The sequence below is a fragment of the Alloyangia pacifica genome (assembly GCF_020524285.1).
Classification (GTDB): domain Bacteria; phylum Pseudomonadota; class Alphaproteobacteria; order Rhodobacterales; family Rhodobacteraceae; genus Salipiger; species Salipiger pacificus_B.
In genome coordinates, this window is record NZ_JAIVKX010000020.1 from 47,564 (window position 1) to 68,561 (window position 20,998).

Genomic DNA, 20,998 nt, shown 5'->3' on the forward strand with positions numbered 1-20,998 from the left:
CTCAGTCCTCCTGTCCGGGCAGCCAGCGGCGTGCCTCTGCTTCGGGGTAGTAGTGCATCGGGGCGGGCAGCTGCTCCATCTCGATCAGCAGCCCCCAGGGCGCGCGGCCAAAGACGCCGCGGTTGCCCGCGCCTTCCTCGGGCCCGCCCAGCTCGTAGGGATCCGACAGCAGCGCGCCCCCGGCCTCGGCAAAGGCCGCGGCGGCGGCATAGACATCGGTCACGTTCACGCTGAAGTGGCTGATGCCGTAGTCGGCGATATTGGTTGCCGGCGTCCCGGCGGGGCGGTCGATCTCGAAGACCTCGATGTTCGGCCCGTGTTTCATGCGCAGCACGCTGACCTTCTTCATCGCGGTGCCGGCGCGCAGACCGTTCATCGGCCCCACGTCCTCGGCCGGCATCGGCCCGCCGTTGCTCGCGGTCTGCGAGAACATGGGCTCGGCGCCGAAGGCGCTCTTGAGGAAGCTCACCGCCGCGTCGTGGTCGGGCACGGTGATGCCGATATGCTCGATACCTCGGATGGTACTCATGGAATGACTTTCCTTTCGCGGAATTCGTCGATGAGACGCAGGAACATCTGCTCGCTGTCCACCACCGGCGCGAAGCCGGCCTGCCGGATGCGGGTGGTCGAGGAGATCACGTCCCAATCGCAGTTGAAGATGAAGTCGCCGAAGCCCCAGGCCGCGACCTTCTCGAAGGGAACGTCGACAAGCCCATGTCGTTCCTTGATTTTTTCCCAGATCGGCGCCTTGTCGGCCATCATCTCCGAAAGATTGATCCGCATCGGCTCGGCGGGGTCCATGTCCAGATGCGCCGCGATGCGCTTCCACAGGTGGCTCCAGCGGAAGATGTCGCCATTGGTGAGGTTGTAGGCAGTGCCGCCCTCCGCCTCGGTCCCGGCCCAGGCCGAGCCACGCGCAAGCTGCGCCGCGTCGGTGACCTGCGCCAGCTTGCCGTAGCAGGTGGCGCTGCCCGGAAAGCGCAGCGGCAGTCCCAGCTCCTTGCAGATGGCGGCATAGACAGCGATCACCATGGCAAGGTTCATCGGGTTGCCGATGGCAAAACCGCAGACCACGTCGGGGCGCAGCACGACGCTGTCCCAGCCCGCGGCGGCCGCGCGCGCGGTCAGCCAGTCCTCCTGGTCGTAGTAGAACATCGGCGGCATGACGCGCGGGTCGTCCTCGTGCGCCGGTGTCGGGAAGGCACCGAGATGGGCGCCGTAGTATTTCGCGCCCTCGTAGAGCACCACGCGCTGTAGTTCCCGCGAGGCCGCCTCGGCCTCGGTCACGCAGTTGCGCAGCATCGCGAGGTTGGCCGAGACCTGCTCGGCCGGATCGTCGAGTTCCTGGTAGGCGGCATAGAAGACATGGCTGAAGGGGCCAGCCTCGGCGAGCGCGGCCTTTGTCGCCGCTTCGTCGAGCAGGTCGACCGATAGATAGCGCGCCGAGGTCTCGAAATCCGGCGTGCGGCGCGAGATCGCGGTGACCTGCCAGCCAAGCTCGTCGGCAAGGTGGCTGACCACGTTGCGGCCGATCACGCCGAGCCCGCCGGCAACCAGCGCATGGGGTTTGGGAAGGGACATTGGGTCTCCGATCCGAGTGGGGTCTGTCGTTGCCACGAAGAAGTAACTTTTGATCTGAGGATGGAATGGCTAGAAATTTGCAGAGACTATTCGATTGGATCGAACAATGGACGCCTTCCGCAGTATGCGGCTCTTCGTGGCCATCGCCGAGAGCGGCAACCTCTCGTCGGTGGCACGGGACTGGGGGATTGCCCCCTCGACCGTCACCTACGGGCTGAAGAGCCTCGAAGACAGCCTCGGGGCACAGCTTGTCGTGCGCACCACCCGGCAGCTCTCGCTGACGCAGGAGGGCCAGCGCTTTCTCGAGCGCAGCCGCCGCATCCTGGCCGACGTGGACGAGGTGATGACCGGCTTTTCCGAGCAGGGCGCGCTTGCCGGCAATATCCGCATGACCACGACCAACGACCTCGGCCGCCAGCGCATCGCGCCGCTGGTCGATGACTTCATGCGGCGGCATCCCGGTCTGACCATCGAGCTGTTTCTCAGCGATACCGTGGTGGACCTGGTCGAGGGCGGCTTCGACCTGGGGATCCGCACGGGCCCGCTGCGGGATTCCGACCTGAAGGCCCGGCTTCTGCTGCGCGGTCAGAAGAGCATCTGCGCCTCGCCCGGCTACTGGCAGCGCCACGGCAAGCCGTCTCACCCGCGGGACTTAAGTGCGCACAATTGCCTGCTGCTCGGCGCGCCGGGCGAGCGGCACGCCTTCTGGAGCTTTCGCGGAGATGGCGAGCGCTTCCGCATCCGGGTGGGCGGCACGCGGCAGGTGAACGACGGCGAGGCGCTGCGGCAATGGGCGATCGCCGGAGCCGGCGTGGTACAGAAGTCGAGCTTCGACATCGCCGAGGATCTGCACGCCGGACGGCTGGAGACGGCGCTGGAAAGCTTCACCGCCGATCCGACCAACCTCTACGCCGTCACCCCGCCGCGCCAGTACGAGTCGCGGCGGGTGCGGGCCTTCGTCGATCACCTCGCCGCCGGGATGGGCGGCTGAGGCGCGGGATCAGCAGTTCTCGCCGATCAGCACCTGGAAGGGCATGATCTTCTGCACGTGCGCGCCGCGCTCGCCGCTGTCCAGCACACGAACCAGCGTCTGCACCACCTCCCGCGCGACCTCGGTCGCCGGGTGCGCGAGGATCATGTCGATGCCGCCGTCCGTCAGCATCGCGCGGGTATGCTCGGTCAGCTCGGTGCCGATCAGCAGCGGGCGCTTGCCGCCCTGCCCCAGAGCCTGCGCCGCGCCTTCGAGGCCGCCTCCGAGGACCAGAATTGCCGCGACATCGGGATGCGTCTGCACCAGCTGGGTCACCACCTCGCGCGCGCGCGCATCGCTCTCTTCGGTGGGCGCGGCCTCGACGATGCCGAAACCGTCCTGCGCACTCTCGGCGATGAACGAGCGGAAGCTCGCGGCGAGCGATTGCTGGCAGAGGTAGCGCGGGTTGCCGGGGACGAGGCCGATCTTGCCACCCTGCGGGCAGAGCCGGGTGACGAACCATCCCGCCGAGCGGCCGAGTTGCCAGTCGTTCGAGCCGACGAAGCCCCGGCGCTGCGGCGAGGAGATGTCCGACAGCATGGTGACCACCGGGATGCCGCGCTCGGCCAGCTCGTCGACCGCGCGGTTGATCCGGGGATGATCGATGCAGACCGCCGCGATGGCATCGCATTTCTCGCCGAGCGCCAGCAGCGCCTCGGCCGTGCGCGCCGGGTCGAGATCGGTCACATGAGAGAAGATTGCCTTGCCGTCGACGCTGGTCTGCGCCGCGACCTCGCGCGCGATGCGCCGGCCCATCACGTCGTAGAAGTGGCGCGCGCTGTCGTTGAGCAGGAAGCCGAAGGTCTTTGCCGGGCCGGGCACCTCGCGACGGCTGCGGATCGACCCGACCGCGTGAAACCCGATGCGTTCCGCCGTCGCGAGCACGTGGTTCACCGTGGCGGGTTTCACCCGGCTGCGGCCGCTGAGAATGCGGTCGATGGTGGAGACGCTGACTCGGGCCTCGCGGGCAAGTTCGGCGATGGTGATACGTGCTGGCAAGGTCGGGCCTTTCGCTGGCTGTTCGCGCGGCTCCTCCCTGATGGGTCGTTCTAGCAGGTGATGACGCGAAGGCAACGCGCATTTCGCGACACTCCTCCCCTCAAAATGAAAGATTTGAGGCATCACCTCATTTCATGCGGAGGGAAAACCATGCCGGGAATGAATCTTAACCGCCTCGCGCCTTGCCCGCCCTGCCGCGACGACATACCGCAGTATACAGCGCCAGCCTCCGCCAGACGCCACCACTCACGATTCTAGGCGCGCTGGACCCGAACATACGACCGTCCCGCGCCCCGGCATCCGGCGCGAGACGGCCTCCCGCCCCGATGCCACGGCCACCGCGGTGACCGTTTTGCCAGATTGAGACGTCGACGCCCCTGCCTGTTCAAGGGCGATCCCGCCGGCCGCGCCGGACGGGACCGCTTCGTGCCGGCCTCGGGTGGCGCCGGCGCAGACCAGAGGTATCCGATGAACCGAAGAGAAGCCCTGTTCTCCCTTGGCTCGATGGCCGCCGCGGGGGGGCTCGCCTCCCGTGCTGGCGCCGCCGAGCTGAAAGGGTTCCCCAAGCAGACCGCCATGTCCGCCGACCACCTGCCCACCCCCGCGCGCAGCGGTGGCGGCTTCCAGGTGCTCAAGAGCGAGACCGACCAGAAGACGGTCAAGGCCGTCTTCGACCGGCTGATCCCGGCGGATGATTTCGGTCCCTCCGCCTCCGAGGCCGGCTGCCTCGAGTTCCTCGACGACCAGCTCTCGGGCGACTACGGCGCGGGCAAGGCGCTCTATCTCGAAGCCCCGCTGAGCCCCGAGAACGAGGAAGAGATCATGGGCGCGCCGCAGTTCCTCTCGACCCCGCGCGAGCGCTACGAGACCGGCCTCAAGGCGCTCGAAGCCTATGCGCAGGACACCGACGGCGCGGCCTTCCACGCGCTCTCGCCCGACCGGATCGACGAGATCCTCACCGGGCTGGAAGCCGGCGAGATCGACCTTGGCGAGGGCGTCAACGGTCAGGCCTTCTTCGAGCTGATGCTGCAGAACGCGCGCGAGGGGTACCTTGCCGACCCGCTCTACGGCGGCAACCGCGACATGGCGGGCTGGAAGATGATCGGCTTCCCCGGCGCCCGCTACGACTACCGGCCCTACGTGGATCGGCGCAACGAGGACCTGGGCCTGACGCCCGTCAGCCTCATCCCGAACGACTAAGGCCAAGGAGACACCAAAATGGCAAATGAACGTCCCAAGGCCGACGTGGTGATCGTCGGTCTCGGCTGGGCCGGATCGGTCATGGCCGAAGAGCTGACCCGCGCGGGCCTCAACGTGGTCGCCATCGAACGCGGCGCATGGCGCGACACCTCGACCGACTTCCCCCCCGCCGTCGACCCCGACGAGCTGCGCTGGCACACCCGCCGCGAGCTGCTGCAGCCGATGAGCGTGGAGACCACCACCTTCCGCAACAAGACCGGCCAGCAGGCGGCCCCGGTGCGCAACTGGAACGCCTTCCAGTTCGGCTGGAACGTCGGCGGCGCCGGCACCCACTGGGCCGGCATGTCCTGGCGTTTCCTGCCCTGGGATTTCCAGGTCGCGACCCAGACCGCCGAGCGCTACGGCCAGGAACGCCTCGACAGCCTGATGGCCGAGGGCCTGCAACTGCAGGACTGGGGCGTCACCTATGACGAGATGGCGCCGTATTACGACCGCTTCGAGCGCATCGCCGGCACCTCGGGCAAGGCGGGCAACCTCAATGGTCAGAAGATCAAGGGCGGCAACGTCTTTGAAGGCCCGCGCGACCGCGAGTACCCGACGCCGCAGCTCAAGGACACCAATTGGATGTCCATGTACCGCGACACCACCGAGGGCATGGGCTACAACCCGTTCACCATCCCGGCGGGCAACATCAGCCAAGCCTACGTGAACCCGCTCGGCGTCACCATGGGGCCGTGCACCTACTGCGGCTTCTGCGACTTCCACGGCTGCGGCAACTTCTCCAAGTCGAGCCCGCAGGCCTGCATCCTGCCGGCGCTGATGCGCCGCTCGAACTTCACCGTGCTGACCGAGACCGAGGTGCTGCACGCGGTGAAGCACGAGGACGGCAAGACGGTGAAGGGCGTGAAGTTCGTCACCCGCGACGGCGAGGAAGGCTTCCAGCCCGCCGACGTGGTCTGCATCACCGCCTATCAGATGGACAACGTCCGCCTGATGCTGCTCTCGGGCATCGGCGAGCAGTACGACCCCGCGACACAGCAGGGCACCATCGGCCGCAACTACAGCTACCAGACCTGTTCGTCGGTCACCGGCTTCTTCTCGGGGGCCAAGATGAACCCGTTCATCGGCGGCGGCGCGCTCGGCGTGCAGATCGACGATTTCAACGGCGACAACTTCGACCACAGCGAGCTCGACTTCATCGGCGGCGCCGGGATCATGGGCTATTCGACCAACGGCCGTCCGATCGCCAACATGAACGGCATCCGCCCGGGTAACAAGCGCTGGGGCTCGGAGTGGAAGGAAGCCTATGCGCGCGACTACCAGGAGGTGGCCAACATCTTCTGCCAGGGCACCTCGATGCCAACGCGGGATGCCTACCTGTCGCTCGATCCGACCTACACGGACCGCCACGGCCAGCCGCTGCTGCGCCTGACCTTCGACTGGAACCGCAACGACACCTCGATGATCGACTACACCACCAAGAAGGCGGTCGAGATCATGCGCGAGGCGGGCGGCGAGGACATCATGGTCGACAACCAGGCCGAAGCCTCGTGGAACCCCTACAAGCAGCACAGCTCGCACACGATCGGCGGCCTGGTGATGGGCTCGAACCCCGCCACCTCGGCGCTGAACCCGTACCTGCAGAGCTGGGACTGCCACAACGTGTTCTCGGTCGGCGCCTCGGCCTTCCCGAACAACGGCGGCTACAACCCGACGCTCACCGTGGGCGCCCTCGCGGTCCGCGCGGCCCGTGCGATCCACGAGACCTACATCAACAACCCCGGCCCGCTGGTGGAGGCATAACCCATGGCAAAATGGATCAAGATCGCAGGCGGCGTGGTGGTGATCGCCGCCGTCGGGGCCGGTGTCTGGGCCTGGGACTCGCTGAACACCGGGCGCTCGAAGGTGGCCGGGGACAGCGTCACGCTGGCCGAGTTCACCAGTGACGATGCCGAGGCCATCGAGCGCGGCGAATATGTCATGCGCATGGGCGACTGCGCGGCCTGCCACACCCGCGAGGCGGGCGAGTTCGCCGGCGGCTACGAGATCGCCACGCCCTTCGGCACGCTGGTCTCCTCGAACATCACCCCCGATGCCGAGACCGGCATCGGCGGGATGACCGAGAAGGACTTCTTCAACGCCCTGCGCCAGGGCATCGGCCAGCACGGCATGCTCTACCCGGCGATGCCCTACACCGCCTATGCCAAGTTCACCGACCAGGACATGCACGACCTCTGGGCCTACATGTCGACGGTCGAACCGGTGCAGAACGACATCGACGAGAACGGCGGCATGCCCTTCCCGTTCAACATCCGTCTGGCCATGGCGGGCTGGGACATGCTGTTCTTCGACAATGAGGGCTTCGAGCCGGTCGCGTCCGAGAGCGACGCCTGGAACCGCGGCAAGTACATCGTCGACGGCGGCGGTCACTGCGCCGCCTGCCACAGCCCGCGCAACGCGCTGGGGGCCGAAGTGGCCAGCGCCTACCTGCAGGGCGGCAACATCGGCGACTGGTACGCGCCCGACCTGACCCCGAACCCGCATGTCGGCCTCGGCGGCAGCTCAGCCGAGGACATCGCCACCTACCTCAAGACCGGCACCGACGGCGTCGCCGTGGCGGCGGGCCCGATGGCGGAAGCCGTCGAGCACTCGCTGCAGTATCTGACCGACGAGGACGCGCTGGCGGTGGGCACCTATCTCACCGCCCTGCCGGCCTCGGACACCCCCGCCCCCAAGGCGGCCTCGCTCGCCGAGACCGACATGGTGCGGCTGGCGGATGTCTACGAGGTCAACTGCTCGGCCTGTCATGGGCTGGACGGTGAAGGCATCGAGGGCATGGTCCCGGCCTTCTCGGCCAACCACGGTCTGCTTGGCGATCCGACCAACATGATCCACGCGATGCTCAAGGGCACCCGCGCGGCCCATACCGAGGCGGCGCAGACCGCCGCGGGCATGCCGTCCTTCGCCTGGAAGATGGACGACACGCAGGTGGCCGACATCCTGACCTACGTGCGCAACAGCTTCGGCAATGGCGCCGAGGCGGTCTCGCCCGAGGCGGTGGCTGAAATGCGCGAGGCGCTGGATGCACGCGAGCCGCTGCGCGCCGCGAGCAACTGACCGCGCGCAACGCATCACGCACAAAAGAAAAGGCCGCAGGAGATTTCTCCTGCGGCCTTTTCCTTTGCGGGCCCGCTCCGTCGGTCCGCCATCCCCCCGTCACATCAGGTGTTCGACCGGCGGCGCAGCCACGAAGCGCCACTTGCGCAGCGGCCCGGCCATCACGTTGAGGTAATACATCTCGAAGCCGTAGGGCGCACCGCAGGGATGGTGGCCGCGCGGCACGCAGACCACGTCGTGGTCATGCACCGCCATGGTCTCGTCGAGCATCCGGTCGTCGGTATAAACCCGCTGGATGCCGAAGCCGTCGCCGGGGTTCAGCCGGTGGTAGTAGGTCTCCTCGAGGTAGGTGATCCGCGGGAAGTCATCCTCGTCGTGCCGGTGGCTGGGATAGGACGACCAGTTGCCCGCCGGGGTGAACACCTCGGTCACCAGCAGGCTGTCGCAGTAATCCTCGTTCTCCATGGCGATATTGTTGATGTGCCGGGTATTCGCCCCCTCGCCGCGCTGCGTCAGGGTGATGCCGTCGGGGCCGATCCGCCGCGCCTCGTGGCCGCCCATGCCCGGCGCCGAGCAGACCGCGAGCGTGCAGTCGGTGGTGGCCTCGGCGCTCCAGTCGGTGCCGTTGGGCAGGTAGAGGCAATGCGGCGGGGTCTTCTCGAAGACGTTCATCCGCTCGCCCAGTTCGCCCCAGTCCTTGCCCGCGCCGGTGAGGTTGGCCTTGCCCTCGACCATCACGAGGATGACCTCGCGGTCGCCGGTGGCCTCGCAGACGCTCTCGCCCGCGCGCAGCCGGTAGAGCGAGAAGCCGACGTAGCGCCAGCCGGCGCTCTGCGGGGTGATCTCGTGCACCTTGCCGTGGGTGCCGAAGGGATGATGAAGAAGATGGCTCATGAGTCTTTCGTCCTTTCCCGCTCCGGGCGGGGCATCGGCCCCGGCCCGCTCAGTTTCTCCGTCTCGCGCCGCGCCCCGTCTCAGGCATCCTGTGGCTGGATCAGCCCGACCTCGGCCGCCAGCGCCTTCAGCCTCCGCAGCCCCAGGCCCTGGTACTCGAACGGATCGCGCAGCGCGCTGTCCTGCTCGGCCTCGATGACCACCCAGCCGGCGTAGCCCTGCCGTGCCGCCGCGGCGAGCACCGGTGCGAAATCGACGCAGCCCTCGGGATCCCCGGGCACGGTGAAGGCACCGCGGCGCACCCCTTCGAGGAAGCTCAGCCGCGCGTCCCGCACCTGCGCCGCCACCGCGGGCCGCACGTTCTTGCAATGGATGTGGCTCACCCGGTCCATGTACTTGCGCGCCAGCTTTTCCGGGTCCGCACCGCCGAACCAGGCGTGGCCGGTGTCGAGCAGCAGGCGGGTGTGCGCCCCGCCCATGTCCATGAAGCGCTCGATCTCGGCCTCGGTCTCGATCACCGTGCCGACGTGGTGGTGATAGCCCATGGCCATCCCCTCCTCAGCCGCCACGCGCGACAGCGCCTCGTAGCCGGTCGAGAAGCGCTCCCACTCCGGCTCGGTCATCACCGGCTTGTCGTTCACCGCGACCGCGTCCCGGCCATGCACCGCGTTCGAGCATTCGCAGGCGTTGACATGATCACCGCCCGCCGCCCGCACGAAGGCGATGACCTCCCGCAGCGCGCGCACCTCGGCCTCGAGGTCATTGACCAGCAGATTGGTCGAATGCCAGCCGCCGACGAAGCGCAGCCCGTAGCCATTCAGCACCGTCTTCAGCGCCGCGCCCTCGCCGGGCATCTTGTGCCCCTTCTCGATGCCGTCGAAGCCGAGCGCACGGCAATCCCGCAGGCAGTCCTCGAGGCTCAGGTGGTCGCCGATCGACCAGTCGTCGTCGTTCGACCAGGCGATGGGGTTGGTGCCGAAACGGATCATCTCGCTCTCCCGGTGCCCTGCTTCGGGGCGGCGCGGCGCGACCGCCGCTCCGCCCCGCGCCCTCAGTTCAGCACGAACTGCGTGGCCTTGTGCGCCTCGTATTTCTCGCGCGCCTGCTCGAGCCGCTCGGGCCCGCCGACCTGCGGCACGGCGACGTCCCACCAGTGCCCGCCGGCGCCGGTGCCCGGCACCGCGTCGGTATCGATGACGATCACCGAAGGAATGTCGCGGCTCCGCGCCTCGGCGATCTTCGCCTCGAGCTCGGCTATGTCCGCGGCCTTCTCCGCATGCGCGCCCATCGAGGCGGCATGGGCAACGAAGTCGATCTCGGGCTGCACCTCGACGTTGCTGTCCTTGTACATGTTGTTGAACTCGGCCCCGCCGCATTCGATCTGCAGCCGGTTGATGCAGCCGTAGCCGCGGTTGTCGGTGAGCACGATGGTGAAGGGCACGCGCCGTATCACCGCCGTCGCCAGCTCCGAGTTGGCCATCATGTAAGAGCCGTCCCCGACGAAGCAGATCACCTCCTTCTGGGGCGCGGCGAGCTTGATGCCCATGGCACCGGCGACCTCGTAGCCCATGCAGGAATAGCCGTATTCCATGTGATAGCCGCCCTCGGCCGCCTGCCAGAGCACCTGCAGCGCGCCCGGCATGGTGCCCGCGGCGCACATCACCACGGTGTCCCTGGTCGAGACCCGCTGCACCGCGCCGATCACCTGCGCATCGGTCGGCAGCCCCGCCGCGTTCGGCGCGGCAGTGACCTGCGCCACGGCGTCGTGCCAGCCCGTCCGCGACGCGGCATCGTGCCAGCCGAAGCTCTGCGCTCCCAGCCCGGCGCCCAGCTTCTCGAGCACCACCTTGGCATCGCCCACCACCGGCGCGGCGTTGTGCTTCTGCGCGTCGTAGCCGGCGAGGTTGATCGACAGCAGCTTGCGCCCCTCGGCGCCGAAGACCGTCCACGATCCGGTGGTGAAATCCTGGAACCGGGTGCCGACGCCGATGATCAGATCCGCCTCGGCGGCGAGTTCGTTGGCGCAGGCAGAGCCGGTGACGCCCGGTGAGCCGAAGTTCAGCGCGTGCTCCCACGAGAGCCCGCCCTTGCCCGCCTGGGTCTCCACCACCGGGATGCCGTGGCGCGTGGCGAACTCGGCCAGCACGCCCTCGGCACCCGAGTAGAGCGTACCCCCGCCCGAGACGATCAGCGGGCGCTGCGCCGCCTTGATCATCTCCAGCGCCGCCTCCAGTTCGACCGGATCCGGCTCGGGCCGACGGATGCGCCAGACCTTTGGCTCGAAGAAGGCCTCGGGGTAGTCGTAGGCCTCGGCCTGCACGTCCTGACAGAAGGCCAGCGTGACCGGGCCGCAGTTCGCCGGGTCGGTCATAACCCGCAGCGCCCGCGGCAGGCAGGTCAGCAGGTGCTCGGGCCGGGTGATGCGGTCGAAGTAGCGCGACACGGGGCGGAAGCAGTCGTTGGCCGAAACCGTGCCGTCGTCGAAATCCTCGATCTGCTGCAGCACCGGGTCGGGCCGGCGGTTGGCGAAGACATCGCCGCAGATCAGCAGCAGCGGCAGCCGGTTCACATGCGCAAGCGCCGCCGCCGTCACCATGTTGGTCGAGCCCGGGCCGATCGAGGAGGTCACCGCCTGCGCCCGCCGCCGCCGCTTGGTCTTGGCATAGGCGATGGCGGCATGGGCCATGGTCTGCTCGTTCTGCCCGCGCCACGTAGGCAGCGCGTCGCCGATGCCGTGCAGCGCCTCGCCGATCCCCGCGACGTTGCCATGGCCGAAGATTGCCCAGACCCCTTCGATGAAGCGGTCGCCCTCCTCGGTCATCTGCACGGAGAGCCATTTCATCATCGCCTGCGCGGCGGTCAGCCGAATCGTGCCCATCGTCGTTCCTCCCATGCGGCCGCCAGCGGCCCCTTCGTCTAGATCAAAATATCCCGGGGGTGTTCGCGCCCCGGCGCGGACGGGGGCAGCGCCCCCTCCATTCCCGCCATCCTTCATGCTGCGTTCAGCCGGGCACCGGCGCGCGCCGCGTCCCAGACCTCGCAGAGCTTGGCGTAGCGCGCCGCCATCTGCTCAATTGCCTCGCCGTCGCTGACCGCGCCGCCCATCCAGGCCCGCGCCGCATCGCCGAAGATCGTCCGGCCGACGGCGAAGCCCTTCACCAGCTGCTGGCGCGCGGCCAGCGCGAAGCTCTCGGCCAGTTCCTGTTCCGGGGCGTCGAGACCCAGCACCACGATGCCGCGGGTGCGCGGGTCGTTCTCCTCGATCGCCGCCACCGCCTGGGCCCAGGCCGCCTCGGTCTTGAACGGCTCGAGCTTCCACCAGTCGGGGCAGACGCCGAGGGCGTAGAAGCGGCGGATCACCTGCGCCGTGGTCTCGTCGGTCACCGGCGCGACCTTCGAGGGGATCACCTCCAGCAGGAACTCCAGCCCGTTGCGCCGCGCGGCGGTGAAGAGCCGCAGCACGGTCTCTTCCTGCGCCGCCCATGTCTCGGCGTCGTCGTCGGGGTGGCAGAAGCACAGGCATTTCACCACCTGATCGCGCGGCCATTCGGTCAACCCGCCATAGTCCGGCCCAAGGTCGGGCTCGAGCATCAGCGGCCGCGAGCCCGGCCATTCCACCGGGCGCCCGATCCACAGCCCCGTGCCCTCGGCCTCGTAAAGCGCGTCACGCCCGAGCCGCCCGTCGCAGAGGATGCCGTAGCCGCCCTTCCCGTCCGCGACCTCATGCGCGGCGCGCAGGCAGAGCTGCTTGAAGGCGCCGATCTTCTCGGGTGTCGCGCCGGTCATCTCTTCCATCTGGCTGCGGTGGTCGAAGGCGAAGACGCGCATGGTCGACCAGTCGCCCTTGCGGTTCGTCGCCCAATGCACCTGCTCGAGCGCCGCGTCGTTGCGCAGGTCCTTTCGCTTGATGCCGCGCTCGAAGAAATACTGCAGCTCCTCCCAGCTCGGGTAGGCCGGGGTGCAGCCGTGGCGCGAGACGGCGAAGGCGCCGCAGGCGTTGGCGTATTTCAGCGTGGTGGGCCAGTCCTCGCCATCGAGCCAGCCCTTCAGCAGACCCGACATGAACCCGTCGCCGGCGCCCAGCACGTTGAACACCTCGATCGGGAAGCCCGGCCCGGTCTGGCCGCCGTCGAGGCTGTCCGGGATCGCGCCCTCGAAGGCCGTCGCCCCCATCGGTCCGCGCTTGCAGACCAGAGTCGCGTCCGAGACCTTGCGCACGTTGCGCAGCGCCTCGAGCGTGTCGGTCGAGCCGCCGGCGATGTGGAACTCCTCCTCGGTGCCGACGATCAGGTCGAAGAGGTGCAGCGTCGATTGCAGCTGCGCGGTGACCTCGGCGCTCTCGGCAAAGCGGCTCTCGCCGTCGCCGTGGCCGAGCACCCCCCAGAGGTTCGGGCGGTAGTCGATGTCGAGCGCGGTCTGGGCGCCGTGCTTCTTCGCCAGCTCCAGCGCCTTGAGCACCGCGGCCCGGGTGTTCTCGTGGCTCAGGTGTGTGCCGGTGGGCACCACGGCCCGGGCCGAGGCGATGAAGGCCTCGTCGATGTCGTCCTCGCAGAGCGCCATATCGGCGCAGTTCTCGCGGTAGAAGATCAGCGGGAACTGTTCCTGGTCGCGGATACCGAGGATGACCAGCGCGGTCAGCCGCTCGGGGTCGGTGGCCACGCCCTTCGTCTCCACGCCTTCGCGGGCGAGCTGCTCGAGGATGAAGCGGCCCATGTGCTCGTCGCCGACGCGCGAGATCAATGCCGATTTCATCCCGAGCCGCGCGGTGCCGCAGGCGATGTTCGTGGGCGAGCCGCCGATGTATTTCTCGAAGCTGCCCATGTCCTCCAGCCGTCCGCCGATCTGCGCGCCGTAGAAATCCACGCCCGCGCGCCCGATGGTGATCACGTCCAAGGTCTTGCTCATCTCGCTGTCTCCGGTCTTGCGGGTTAGGTGCTGGCGACGTTGATCGTCTCGAACGTCAGCCGGTCGTGGAATTGTTCGTGGTGGGCGATGAAGCGCTGCGTGTGCGCCTGGCGCATGTGGGAGGCGTGGGCAGCCTCGTCCTTCCAGCTTTCGACAAAGACCAGCCGGTCGGGGTTGTCGGTGCAGGTGTAGAAGTCATAGGCAACGCAGCCGGGCTCGGCGCGGGTCGCCGCCTGCGCCTCGGGCGCCTGCGCCAGGATCTTGTCCCGCGTGCCCGGCTGGCAGTCGATGGTGATGATGAACTTGTACACCTGCGCCCCCTCTCAGCGGATGATCGTCGCCTGGAGCGCGTCGATCGAGGAGCGGATGCCGGCCTCGGTGGACATGGTGAAATCCTCCATCTCGAGGCTCACCCAGCCGTCGTAGCCCATCATGCCGACGACCGAGAAGAACTCCTTCCACCATTGCAGGTCGTGGCCCGCGCCCACCGCGACGTAGTTCCACGCGCGGTTGGCCACGTCGGTCACCTCCTTGAGTTCGAGGTAGCCGTTGATGTCCGCCAGCCCGCGCTCGATGCGGGTGTCCTTGCCGTGCACGTGGTGGATCGCAGGGCCGAGTGCCCGCGCCACCGCGATCGGGCAGGCGCCCTTCCAGAACAGGTGGCTGGGATCGAGGTTCATGCCGACCATATCGCCGACCTCGCTGCGCAGCCGGAACAGCGTCTCGGGGTTCCACACCAGCATCGCCGAGAAGTTCTCGAGCGCGTATTTCTCGACGCCGCAGGATTTCGCATGCGCGACGAGGTCGTGCCAGAGCGGGAAGGCCCGGTCCTCCCACTGGTAGCGGTCGCGCTCGGGCATCTCGGCGGGCCAGGACTTGGTGTAGACCAGCCAGTTCGGCACCATGTCGCCGGGCGCCGCCCCGGGCAGGCCGGACATGGTGACGATCTTCTTGACCCCGATCTCCCCGGCGAGGCGGATGGTGTCCTCCATCTCCTTGCGGTGGCGCGTGCCCATCTCGCCCGGATCGAGCGGGTTGGCCGAGCAGTTGAGCGCGGCGATCTGCAGGCCGCGGGCCTCGATCTCCTTCAGGCGCTTCTTCAGCTCGCCCTTGTCGGCAAGCAACGTCTCGGCGCGGAAATGCGGCGCGGGCGACCAGCCGCCGCCGGTCATCTCGATGCCCTCGACGCCCAGGTCGACGCATTTGTCGAGCATGTCGGTGAAGGACAGCTCCCCCATCACGTCGGTGCAGATGGACAGTTTCATTCTTTTCTCTCCTCCCGAAGAGCTGCTCAGGCCGCGGCGTAGAGCGCCGGCTTGTCGATCATGGTGATTTTCTCGTGGGCGCCGCTTTCCACGGCGCGCAGCGCGGCATCGGCGACCAGCGTGGCGGCATAGCCGTCCCAGGCAGAGGGGCCGGTGGCGGTGCCCTGCCCCGCGGCGACGATCCACTCGCGGAACTCCTGGTCGTAGGCCTCGATGAAGCGCTCGCGCCAATCCTCGGGAATGGTCTGGCGGATGCCGTATTGATCCGACACCACCGTCGCCGGGCGGTTCGGCAAGGCGGCGACACCCATCTCGCAGCTCACTTCGCCGCGGATGTCGTAGCCGTAGCCGATGTTCACCGAGATCTCGACGTCGACGATGGCCCCCGAGGCGCAGTGCAGCAGCACGATGTGCGGGTCGCGCAGCTCACCGCCGCGGGTCGAGCGGCGCGGCAGCCGCACTTCCACCCCGGTGACCTCGTCGCTCAGCAACCAGCGCGAGATGTCCGCGTCGTGCACCAGCGTGTCGTTGAGCGGCATCTCAGAGGTGTAGAGCCCCTCGGGCACCGAGGCGTTGCGGTGGATCGACTTGTAGATCAGCGGCGTGCCCAGCGTGCCGCCGTCGATCACCGCCTTGAGCCGGCGGTAGTCGGCGTCGAAGCGGCGCATGAAGCCGACCTGCACGAGACGGCGGCCAAAGGCGGTCTCGGCCGCCATCACCCTGAGCGCCGCCTCTTCCGAGGTAACCATGGGCTTTTCGCAGAACACCGGCTTGCCGGCCTCGATGCAGGCGAGAAGCTGCTCCTCATGGGCAGGTCCCCACGAACAGATGACCACGGCCTCGACGGTGTCCGAGGCAATCAGCGCCTCGGGCGTGTCGAAGACCTCGGCCCCTTCGGGCGCGGCGGCTTCGGCGCGATCGCGGGCGATGTCCGCCACCGCGGCGACCTCGACACCCGACAGCACCTTGGTCAGACGGCGGATGTGGTCCTGTCCGATCATCCCCGTCCCGATAACTCCGACCTTGAGCGTCATTCTCCCGGCCCTCACTTGAAATGTTTGTCGATGAGGCGCTGCATCTCGGCGCGCATGAACTTGCCGGACTCGTCGGCCTTGTCCTCCCAGGCGAAGACGCAGGCGGTCATGATCCCGTCGAAGCCGATCTCGGCCAGCGTCCGGTAGAAATCGTCCCACGGCACCTCGCCCTGGCCGATGTTCAGGTGCTGGTGCACCCGCGCCTGGGTGCCCGGCGGGTTGAGGATGTAGCGCAGGCCCGAGCTGGCCTTGTGGTTGAAGGTGTCGGCGATATGCACATGCGCCAGCACGTCGGCGCATTCGCGCAGCATCGCCACGGTGTCGTCGCCGAAGTAGAAGGTGTGCGGGCAGCAGTATAGGAACTTGACCCGCGGGCTGTTGACCGTGCGGATGAGATCGACCGAGGGCTGCAGCGTCTCGACCCAATCCTCGGGGTGCGGCTCGATGTGCAGGTTGATGCCCTCGCGCTCGAAGACCGGCACCAGCTCTTCCATCGACCGCCACCAGGCGTCCTCGCAGGCCTCGATCATCGAGCCGGTGTGGCAACAGTAGCAGCTGCCCTTGTCCGGGTGCGGGCCGCGGCCGAATTCGCTGTTCATCGTGTCGACGCCCAGCTCGACGGCGATCTCGATGGCGCGCTTCCAGTGCTTGACCGCTGCCTTGCGCTCGTCCTCGTCGTTGCTGGCCCAGCGGTACATCGGCAGCAGCGTGGCGATGCCGACGTTGGCGTCGGACAGCGCCTTCTTGAAGGTCTTGATGCGGTCGGGGAAGACGCGCGGCGCCTTGAACCATTCGAGAAAGTCCCCGCGGGGGCTGAGTTCGATCCAGTCGTAACCCAGCTCTGCCACCTTGGACGGCAGCTCCTCGAGGCTCAGATGGCGGTGCATGAAGGGGTCGAGTGCGATTTTCACGGCTTGGCCTTTCCTGGATGTCTGTCCTGTGTCGCACCGGTCCTCCGTTGATCCCTGACCGGGCGCGTGTGGTGACTAGGTGAGTGAGACGGAGCGCCCGCTGGTGGCGCTTTCCCGTGCCGCGTCGAGCACGGCGAGGGTGCGGGCGCCTTGCCGGGCGGTGACCGGGGGGGCGGAGCCCTCCCGCACCGCCGCCGCGAAGGCTTCGTAGTAGTCGTGGTAGCGGCCCTGTTCCGAGGGCACCTGGCGGTGCCCTTCGGAGGTGCGCAGCACGCCCCAGTTGCTCTCGGGCTCGAAGCCCCAGCTTTCGGGGTCCGCCGCCGGGCGCTTGCCGGCAAAGATCTCCTGCGCCTGCACGTCGGTGCTCTGCGACACGAAGCTGCCCGCGCCGCCAAGCGCCCGCAGCTCGCGCAGGTTGAGGAAGTTGCACTTGCTGGCGTTGATGTGGGAATGCGTGCCGGTCTCGTGGCGCAGCGTGATGGTGAAGCCCGCGTCGGTCGGCCCCTCGGGCAGATCGAGGTAATCCATCTGCGCGTCGACCTCCGTGACCGGGCCGAGCAGCCAGATCATCTGGTCCACCAGATGGCTGCCGAGATCGCGCAGCAGCCCGCCGGTGGGGCCGGCCTCGAGCGTCGCCGGATCGTCGAAATCCATCCGCGAATGAACGCGCCAGAGCGGGCCGAGGGTCTCGTCGCGCAACACCTTGGCCAGCGTCTGCATGTCCGCATCGTAGCGCCGGTTCTGGTAGACGCCGAGCGTGACGCCCTTTGCCTGCGCCGCAGCGTCCAGTTCCAGCGCGGCCTCGGCGCTGGGGGCGAAGGGCTTGTCGGCCACCACGTGCAGCCCGGCCTCGATGGCCTCCAGCACCAGCTCGCGGCGGGTGTGCGGCGGCGTCGAGATGGTCACCGCGTCGCAGACCCCGGCCTCGATCATCGCGGCGAGGCTCGGGTAGACCGGCAGGCCGGGCCAATCCGCGTTGGCGGCGGCAACGGTGCCCGGCGCCCGCGCCACGATGCCCGCGAGCGCGCAGCCCTCCGCCGCGTCGATGAACGGTGCGTGAAAGTGACGCCCGCCGGTGCCGTAGCCGACAACTCCGATCCTCAGGGTCATGTGACCTCTCCTCCTCAGTCTTGCGCGCCGGCGTCTCCTCCTGCGGCGCGCGGGTCGTTCCTCAGATGTCCTGCGGTTTGAAATCCGAGACCGCGCGGGGCATGACCCGCTGCAGCAGCTCGACGGATTTCTCCAGCCCTTCCAGGCTGTTCAGCAGAACGTCCTCATGTTCGATCGACAGCCAGCCGTCGTAGCCGGCCATCTTCAGGCGGTAGCAGAACTGCCGCCACCATTCCTCGCCGTGGCCGAAGCCGAGCGTGATGTAGCTCCAGCTGCGCGCCGGGATGTCCATCAGCGAGCCGGTTTCCAGCAGGCCCGACACGGCCTGCACCGGCGCATTCAGGAAGGTGTCCTTGGCGTGCACGTGGTAGATCGCCGCGCCAAGCGTCTCGGCGGCCACATGCGGATCCGCGCCCATCCAGATCAGATGCGACGGGTCGAGGTTGGCGCCGATCAGAGGGCCGATCTCGCCGCGCAGCTTCAGCAGCGAGGGCGCGTTGTGCACGCATTGGTTGCCATGCAGCTCGAGCGCGATGCGGCTGACGCCAGTCTCGTTTGCCAGCTCGGCGACCTCGGTCCAGAACGGCAGCAGCCGCTCTTCCCACTGATAGCGCAGGATCTCCTGCGTTTCGGGCGGCCAGGACGAGACCACCCAATTGGGCATCCGGTCGCCGGCGCAGCCCTCGGGCAGGCCGGACATGGTGCAGACGGTCTCCAGCCCCAGCTCGCCGGCGAGCCGCAGGGTGTTTTTCAGGCAGTCGCCCTGCGCCGGGTCGGTCGGGTGCAGCGGGTTGCCGTTGGCGTTGAGGCTGATGATCTCCAGCCCGCGCGCCTCGAATTCCTTGAGGTAGGCGCGGCGCTTGTCGGCGCTGGCCAGCAGATCGGCCAGGTCGAGATGCGGCGCGGTGGACCAGCCGCCGGTGGTCACCTCGATGCCCGAGACGCCCATGCGCTGCGCGTGGTCGAGCATCGCGGTAAAGCCCATGCCGCCGAGGCTGTCGGAGACGAAACCCAGTTTCATGCGTAGACCTCCGGACGGTCGATCATCGCCACGGGGCTCTTCACGCCCGACGCCAGCGCGGTGACGCCCGCCTCGGCGACCACGGCCGCGGCGTATCCGTCCCAGGCCGAGGCGCCCTGCTCGGGGAAGGCCCCGCCCTGCACGAAGCGCAGGAAGGCGCGGTTCTGCTGGCGGTAGGCGTCGAAGTAGCGCCCGCGCCAGTCGGCCTCGAAGATGGTGGACTGGGTCTGCGCGCGGTCGAGCCGCGTGTAGGCCACGTGGTTCATCGAGATGCTCGCGGCCTCGCCGACAAGCTCGGCGCGCACGTCGTAGCCATAGGCGGCGTTGTTGTTGATCTCGATGGTCACCAGCTGGCCGCCCTCGGTTTCCAGAACCATGACCACCGGGGCCACCAGCGCATCCGAGCGGGTCGGCTGGAAGGCCGAGATCGCGGTGTACTCGGTGCCGAGCACGTGGCGCACCACGTCGAACTCGTGCGGCGCGGAATTGGTGATCGCCATGGCGCCGGTGAACTCGGCGGCGGGGGTTTCGAGGTTGCGGTGGAAGTTGTGCATCATCAGCGGGCGGCCGAGCGTGCCGGCGGCCAGCGCCGTGGTCATCTCGACGTAGGAGGGATCGAAGCGCCGCATGAAGCCGAGCTGCACGAAGCGCGCGCCGGCGGCCTGCTCGGCCTCCATCACCGCGATGCACTCTTCGGAGGACTGCGAGAGCGGTTTTTCGCAGAGCACCTTCTTGCCTGCGCGGATGCAGGCCAGCGAGAGCGGCGCGTGGGTGAAGTCGGGGCTGGCGATGATCACCGCGTCCACGTCGGATCGGGCGATGACCCCCTCGGGATCGCTGGCCACGTCCTGCGCGCCCAGAAGGTCCGCCACCTGACGTGCCCGCGCGGCGTCCATGTCGCAGACCACCTGCAGCGCGGCGCCGGGCAGTTCCTCGGCGACGATCCTGGCGTGGTCGGCGCCCATGAGGCCGGCTCCGATGATGGCAATTCGGGTGGTCATTTTCTCAATCCACGGGGTTCAGGGATGGGAATTCTGGGGGGTGACCCGGCTGACACGGGGGCCGGGTCACCAGGGGGGATGCGGTACGGGAGCTCCCGCATCCCCTGGAGGCTCAGTGGGCGGGTGGAGGATGCCCCTCGTGAGTCTCCATGTAGCCTTCGATCGACGCTTCCAGGTCGGCCATGGACTCGCCGCCGGCCATCAGGTCGGCGATCTCCTCGCGCGACTTGTCACCCTTGCGGAAGTCCGCCGCGATGGCGCCGCGGATCAGCACCGCGAAGTGGTCGCCCACCGCCATGGCGTGCATCACCTGGTGGGTGATGAAGATCACCGCGAGGCCGCGCCGCTTGGCTTCGTTGACGATGCGCAGCACGTGGGCGGCCTGCTTGACCCCCAGCGCGGCGGTCGGCTCGTCGAGGATCAGCACGCGGGCACCGAAGTGCACCGCCCGGGCGATGGCCAGCGACTGGCGTTCGCCGCCGGACAGGCCGCCGACCAGCCGGTCGCCGTCGGTGATCCGGGTGATGCCGAACTTCTGCACGGCATCCACGGCGATGGCATTGGCCTTCTGGCGGTCGAAGACCTTGAACGGCCCCCAGCCCTTGGTCGGCTCCGCCCCGACGAAGAAGTTCCGGCCGACGGACATCAGCGGGTAGGTGCCGCCGAACTGGTGCACCGTGGCGATGCCCATCTGCTGCGCCTGCTTGGGGTTGGAGAAGTTCACCGCCTCGCCATCCATCAGCATCTCGCCGCGGGTGGGCTTGTGCACGCCCGAGAGGGTGCGGATCAGGGTGGACTTGCCCGCGCCGTTGTCGCCGAGGAGGCAGAGCACCTCCCCTGCATGGACCTTGAGGTTGATTTCGTGAAGGACGTCGATCGGGCCGAAGCTCTTGTCGACATTGCGCATTTCAAGAACGGGTGCGGTCATCA

The 20,998-nt window shown here is 68.1% G+C and carries 19 protein-coding genes; 4 read left to right on the forward strand and 15 right to left on the reverse strand.

What is annotated here, in order from left to right; all coding sequences use genetic code 11:
- Position 1: 1 nt before the first annotated feature.
- Positions 2–529 carry a VOC family protein gene (locus tag LC039_RS23205; RefSeq protein ID WP_226628662.1) on the reverse strand — a complete coding sequence of 176 codons (528 nt, stop codon included), beginning with the start codon at positions 527–529 and terminating at the stop codon, positions 2–4.
- Entirely contained in the window at positions 526–1,581 is a 1,056-nt protein-coding gene (locus LC039_RS23210; RefSeq protein WP_226628664.1) for an SDR family oxidoreductase, read from the reverse strand. Before LC039_RS23210 ends, LC039_RS23205 begins: the two co-directional genes overlap by 4 nt.
- Positions 1,582–1,687: 106 nt before the next feature.
- Between LC039_RS23210 and LC039_RS23215 the strand changes: the two genes are divergently transcribed.
- Complete coding sequence (locus tag LC039_RS23215) at positions 1,688–2,572, forward strand: LysR family transcriptional regulator (protein ID WP_226628665.1); 885 nt, start codon at positions 1,688–1,690, stop codon at positions 2,570–2,572.
- A 9-nt stretch (positions 2,573–2,581) separates the two neighbouring features.
- Here the strand turns inward: LC039_RS23215 and LC039_RS23220 are convergent, their stop codons facing one another.
- Positions 2,582–3,610, reverse strand: coding sequence for a LacI family DNA-binding transcriptional regulator (locus LC039_RS23220; protein ID WP_226628667.1), 1,029 nt, complete (start codon positions 3,608–3,610; stop codon positions 2,582–2,584).
- 468 nt (positions 3,611–4,078) lie between these two features.
- Between LC039_RS23220 and LC039_RS23225 the strand changes: the two genes are divergently transcribed.
- From LC039_RS23225 to LC039_RS23235, 3 genes are read left to right on the forward strand one after another with little or no spacing between them, the layout of a single operon-like run.
- Positions 4,079–4,810 carry a gluconate 2-dehydrogenase subunit 3 family protein gene (locus LC039_RS23225; RefSeq protein ID WP_226628672.1) on the forward strand — a complete coding sequence of 244 codons (732 nt, stop codon included), beginning with the start codon at positions 4,079–4,081 and terminating at the stop codon, positions 4,808–4,810.
- 18 nt (positions 4,811–4,828) lie between these two features.
- The gene (locus LC039_RS23230) at positions 4,829–6,613 is read left to right on the forward strand and encodes a GMC family oxidoreductase (RefSeq protein ID WP_226628673.1); all 1,785 of its coding nucleotides are present in this window, start codon (positions 4,829–4,831) and stop codon (positions 6,611–6,613) included.
- Positions 6,614–6,616: 3 nt separating this feature from the next.
- Positions 6,617–7,927: a cytochrome c gene (locus tag LC039_RS23235; protein ID WP_226628678.1), complete on the forward strand. Its 1,311-nt coding sequence runs from the start codon at positions 6,617–6,619 to the stop codon at positions 7,925–7,927.
- Between the two features lie 99 nt (positions 7,928–8,026).
- Here the strand turns inward: LC039_RS23235 and iolB are convergent, their stop codons facing one another.
- The 12 genes from iolB to LC039_RS23295 form a co-directional block, all read right to left on the reverse strand.
- Positions 8,027–8,821 (reverse strand): 5-deoxy-glucuronate isomerase, encoded by a 795-nt coding sequence (iolB, locus tag LC039_RS23240; protein ID WP_226628680.1) that lies wholly within the window; start codon positions 8,819–8,821, stop codon positions 8,027–8,029.
- Between the two features lie 80 nt (positions 8,822–8,901).
- Positions 8,902–9,810, reverse strand: coding sequence for a myo-inosose-2 dehydratase (gene iolE / locus LC039_RS23245; protein WP_226628681.1), 909 nt, complete (start codon positions 9,808–9,810; stop codon positions 8,902–8,904).
- Positions 9,811–9,872: 62 nt separating this feature from the next.
- A complete protein-coding gene (gene iolD / locus LC039_RS23250; RefSeq protein ID WP_226628683.1) occupies positions 9,873–11,699 on the reverse strand; it encodes a 3D-(3,5/4)-trihydroxycyclohexane-1,2-dione acylhydrolase (decyclizing) in 1,827 nt (608 codons plus the stop codon).
- Between the two features lie 113 nt (positions 11,700–11,812).
- Positions 11,813–13,726, reverse strand: a complete 1,914-nt coding sequence (locus LC039_RS23255) for a bifunctional 5-dehydro-2-deoxygluconokinase/5-dehydro-2-deoxyphosphogluconate aldolase (RefSeq protein WP_226628685.1) — start codon at positions 13,724–13,726, stop codon at positions 11,813–11,815.
- Between the two features lie 23 nt (positions 13,727–13,749).
- The gene (locus tag LC039_RS23260) at positions 13,750–14,037 is read right to left on the reverse strand and encodes a putative quinol monooxygenase (RefSeq protein ID WP_226628689.1); all 288 of its coding nucleotides are present in this window, start codon (positions 14,035–14,037) and stop codon (positions 13,750–13,752) included.
- A 12-nt stretch (positions 14,038–14,049) separates the two neighbouring features.
- Positions 14,050–14,991: a sugar phosphate isomerase/epimerase family protein gene (locus tag LC039_RS23265; protein WP_226628690.1), complete on the reverse strand. Its 942-nt coding sequence runs from the start codon at positions 14,989–14,991 to the stop codon at positions 14,050–14,052.
- Positions 14,992–15,017: 26 nt separating this feature from the next.
- Positions 15,018–16,025: a Gfo/Idh/MocA family oxidoreductase gene (locus LC039_RS23270; RefSeq protein ID WP_226628692.1), complete on the reverse strand. Its 1,008-nt coding sequence runs from the start codon at positions 16,023–16,025 to the stop codon at positions 15,018–15,020.
- Between the two features lie 11 nt (positions 16,026–16,036).
- Positions 16,037–16,936 (reverse strand): sugar phosphate isomerase/epimerase family protein, encoded by a 900-nt coding sequence (locus LC039_RS23275; RefSeq protein WP_092420021.1) that lies wholly within the window; start codon positions 16,934–16,936, stop codon positions 16,037–16,039.
- 75 nt (positions 16,937–17,011) lie between these two features.
- Positions 17,012–18,046: a Gfo/Idh/MocA family protein gene (locus LC039_RS23280; RefSeq protein ID WP_226628694.1), complete on the reverse strand. Its 1,035-nt coding sequence runs from the start codon at positions 18,044–18,046 to the stop codon at positions 17,012–17,014.
- Between the two features lie 61 nt (positions 18,047–18,107).
- Positions 18,108–19,067: a sugar phosphate isomerase/epimerase family protein gene (locus tag LC039_RS23285; protein WP_226628695.1), complete on the reverse strand. Its 960-nt coding sequence runs from the start codon at positions 19,065–19,067 to the stop codon at positions 18,108–18,110.
- Positions 19,064–20,068, reverse strand: coding sequence for a Gfo/Idh/MocA family oxidoreductase (locus LC039_RS23290; RefSeq protein WP_226628697.1), 1,005 nt, complete (start codon positions 20,066–20,068; stop codon positions 19,064–19,066). The genes LC039_RS23285 and LC039_RS23290 overlap by 4 nt, the downstream gene beginning before the upstream one ends.
- 112 nt (positions 20,069–20,180) lie before the next feature.
- Positions 20,181–20,996: an ATP-binding cassette domain-containing protein gene (locus LC039_RS23295; RefSeq protein ID WP_226628699.1), complete on the reverse strand. Its 816-nt coding sequence runs from the start codon at positions 20,994–20,996 to the stop codon at positions 20,181–20,183.
- Between the last annotated feature and the right edge of the window lie 2 nt (positions 20,997–20,998).

What these genes read in the sequence shown, in the direction of transcription:
- LC039_RS23205 (WP_226628662.1), bottom strand. Translation starts at nt 529, where the DNA reads ATGAGTACCATCCGAGGTATCGAGCATATCGGCATCACCGTGCCCGAC.
- LC039_RS23210 (WP_226628664.1), bottom strand. Translation starts at nt 1,581, where the DNA reads ATGTCCCTTCCCAAACCCCATGCGCTGGTTGCCGGCGGGCTCGGCGTG.
- LC039_RS23215 (WP_226628665.1), top strand. Translation starts at nt 1,688, where the DNA reads ATGGACGCCTTCCGCAGTATGCGGCTCTTCGTGGCCATCGCCGAGAGC.
- LC039_RS23225 (WP_226628672.1), top strand. Translation starts at nt 4,079, where the DNA reads ATGAACCGAAGAGAAGCCCTGTTCTCCCTTGGCTCGATGGCCGCCGCG.
- LC039_RS23230 (WP_226628673.1), top strand. Translation starts at nt 4,829, where the DNA reads ATGGCAAATGAACGTCCCAAGGCCGACGTGGTGATCGTCGGTCTCGGC.
- LC039_RS23235 (WP_226628678.1), top strand. Translation starts at nt 6,617, where the DNA reads ATGGCAAAATGGATCAAGATCGCAGGCGGCGTGGTGGTGATCGCCGCC.
- iolB (WP_226628680.1), bottom strand. Translation starts at nt 8,821, where the DNA reads ATGAGCCATCTTCTTCATCATCCCTTCGGCACCCACGGCAAGGTGCAC.
- iolE (WP_226628681.1), bottom strand. Translation starts at nt 9,810, where the DNA reads ATGATCCGTTTCGGCACCAACCCCATCGCCTGGTCGAACGACGACGAC.
- iolD (WP_226628683.1), bottom strand. Translation starts at nt 11,699, where the DNA reads ATGGGCACGATTCGGCTGACCGCCGCGCAGGCGATGATGAAATGGCTC.
- LC039_RS23255 (WP_226628685.1), bottom strand. Translation starts at nt 13,726, where the DNA reads ATGAGCAAGACCTTGGACGTGATCACCATCGGGCGCGCGGGCGTGGAT.
- LC039_RS23265 (WP_226628690.1), bottom strand. Translation starts at nt 14,991, where the DNA reads ATGAAACTGTCCATCTGCACCGACGTGATGGGGGAGCTGTCCTTCACC.
- LC039_RS23270 (WP_226628692.1), bottom strand. Translation starts at nt 16,025, where the DNA reads ATGACGCTCAAGGTCGGAGTTATCGGGACGGGGATGATCGGACAGGAC.
- LC039_RS23280 (WP_226628694.1), bottom strand. Translation starts at nt 18,046, where the DNA reads ATGACCCTGAGGATCGGAGTTGTCGGCTACGGCACCGGCGGGCGTCAC.
- LC039_RS23285 (WP_226628695.1), bottom strand. Translation starts at nt 19,067, where the DNA reads ATGAAACTGGGTTTCGTCTCCGACAGCCTCGGCGGCATGGGCTTTACC.
- LC039_RS23290 (WP_226628697.1), bottom strand. Translation starts at nt 20,068, where the DNA reads ATGACCACCCGAATTGCCATCATCGGAGCCGGCCTCATGGGCGCCGAC.
- LC039_RS23295 (WP_226628699.1), bottom strand. Translation starts at nt 20,996, where the DNA reads ATGACCGCACCCGTTCTTGAAATGCGCAATGTCGACAAGAGCTTCGGC.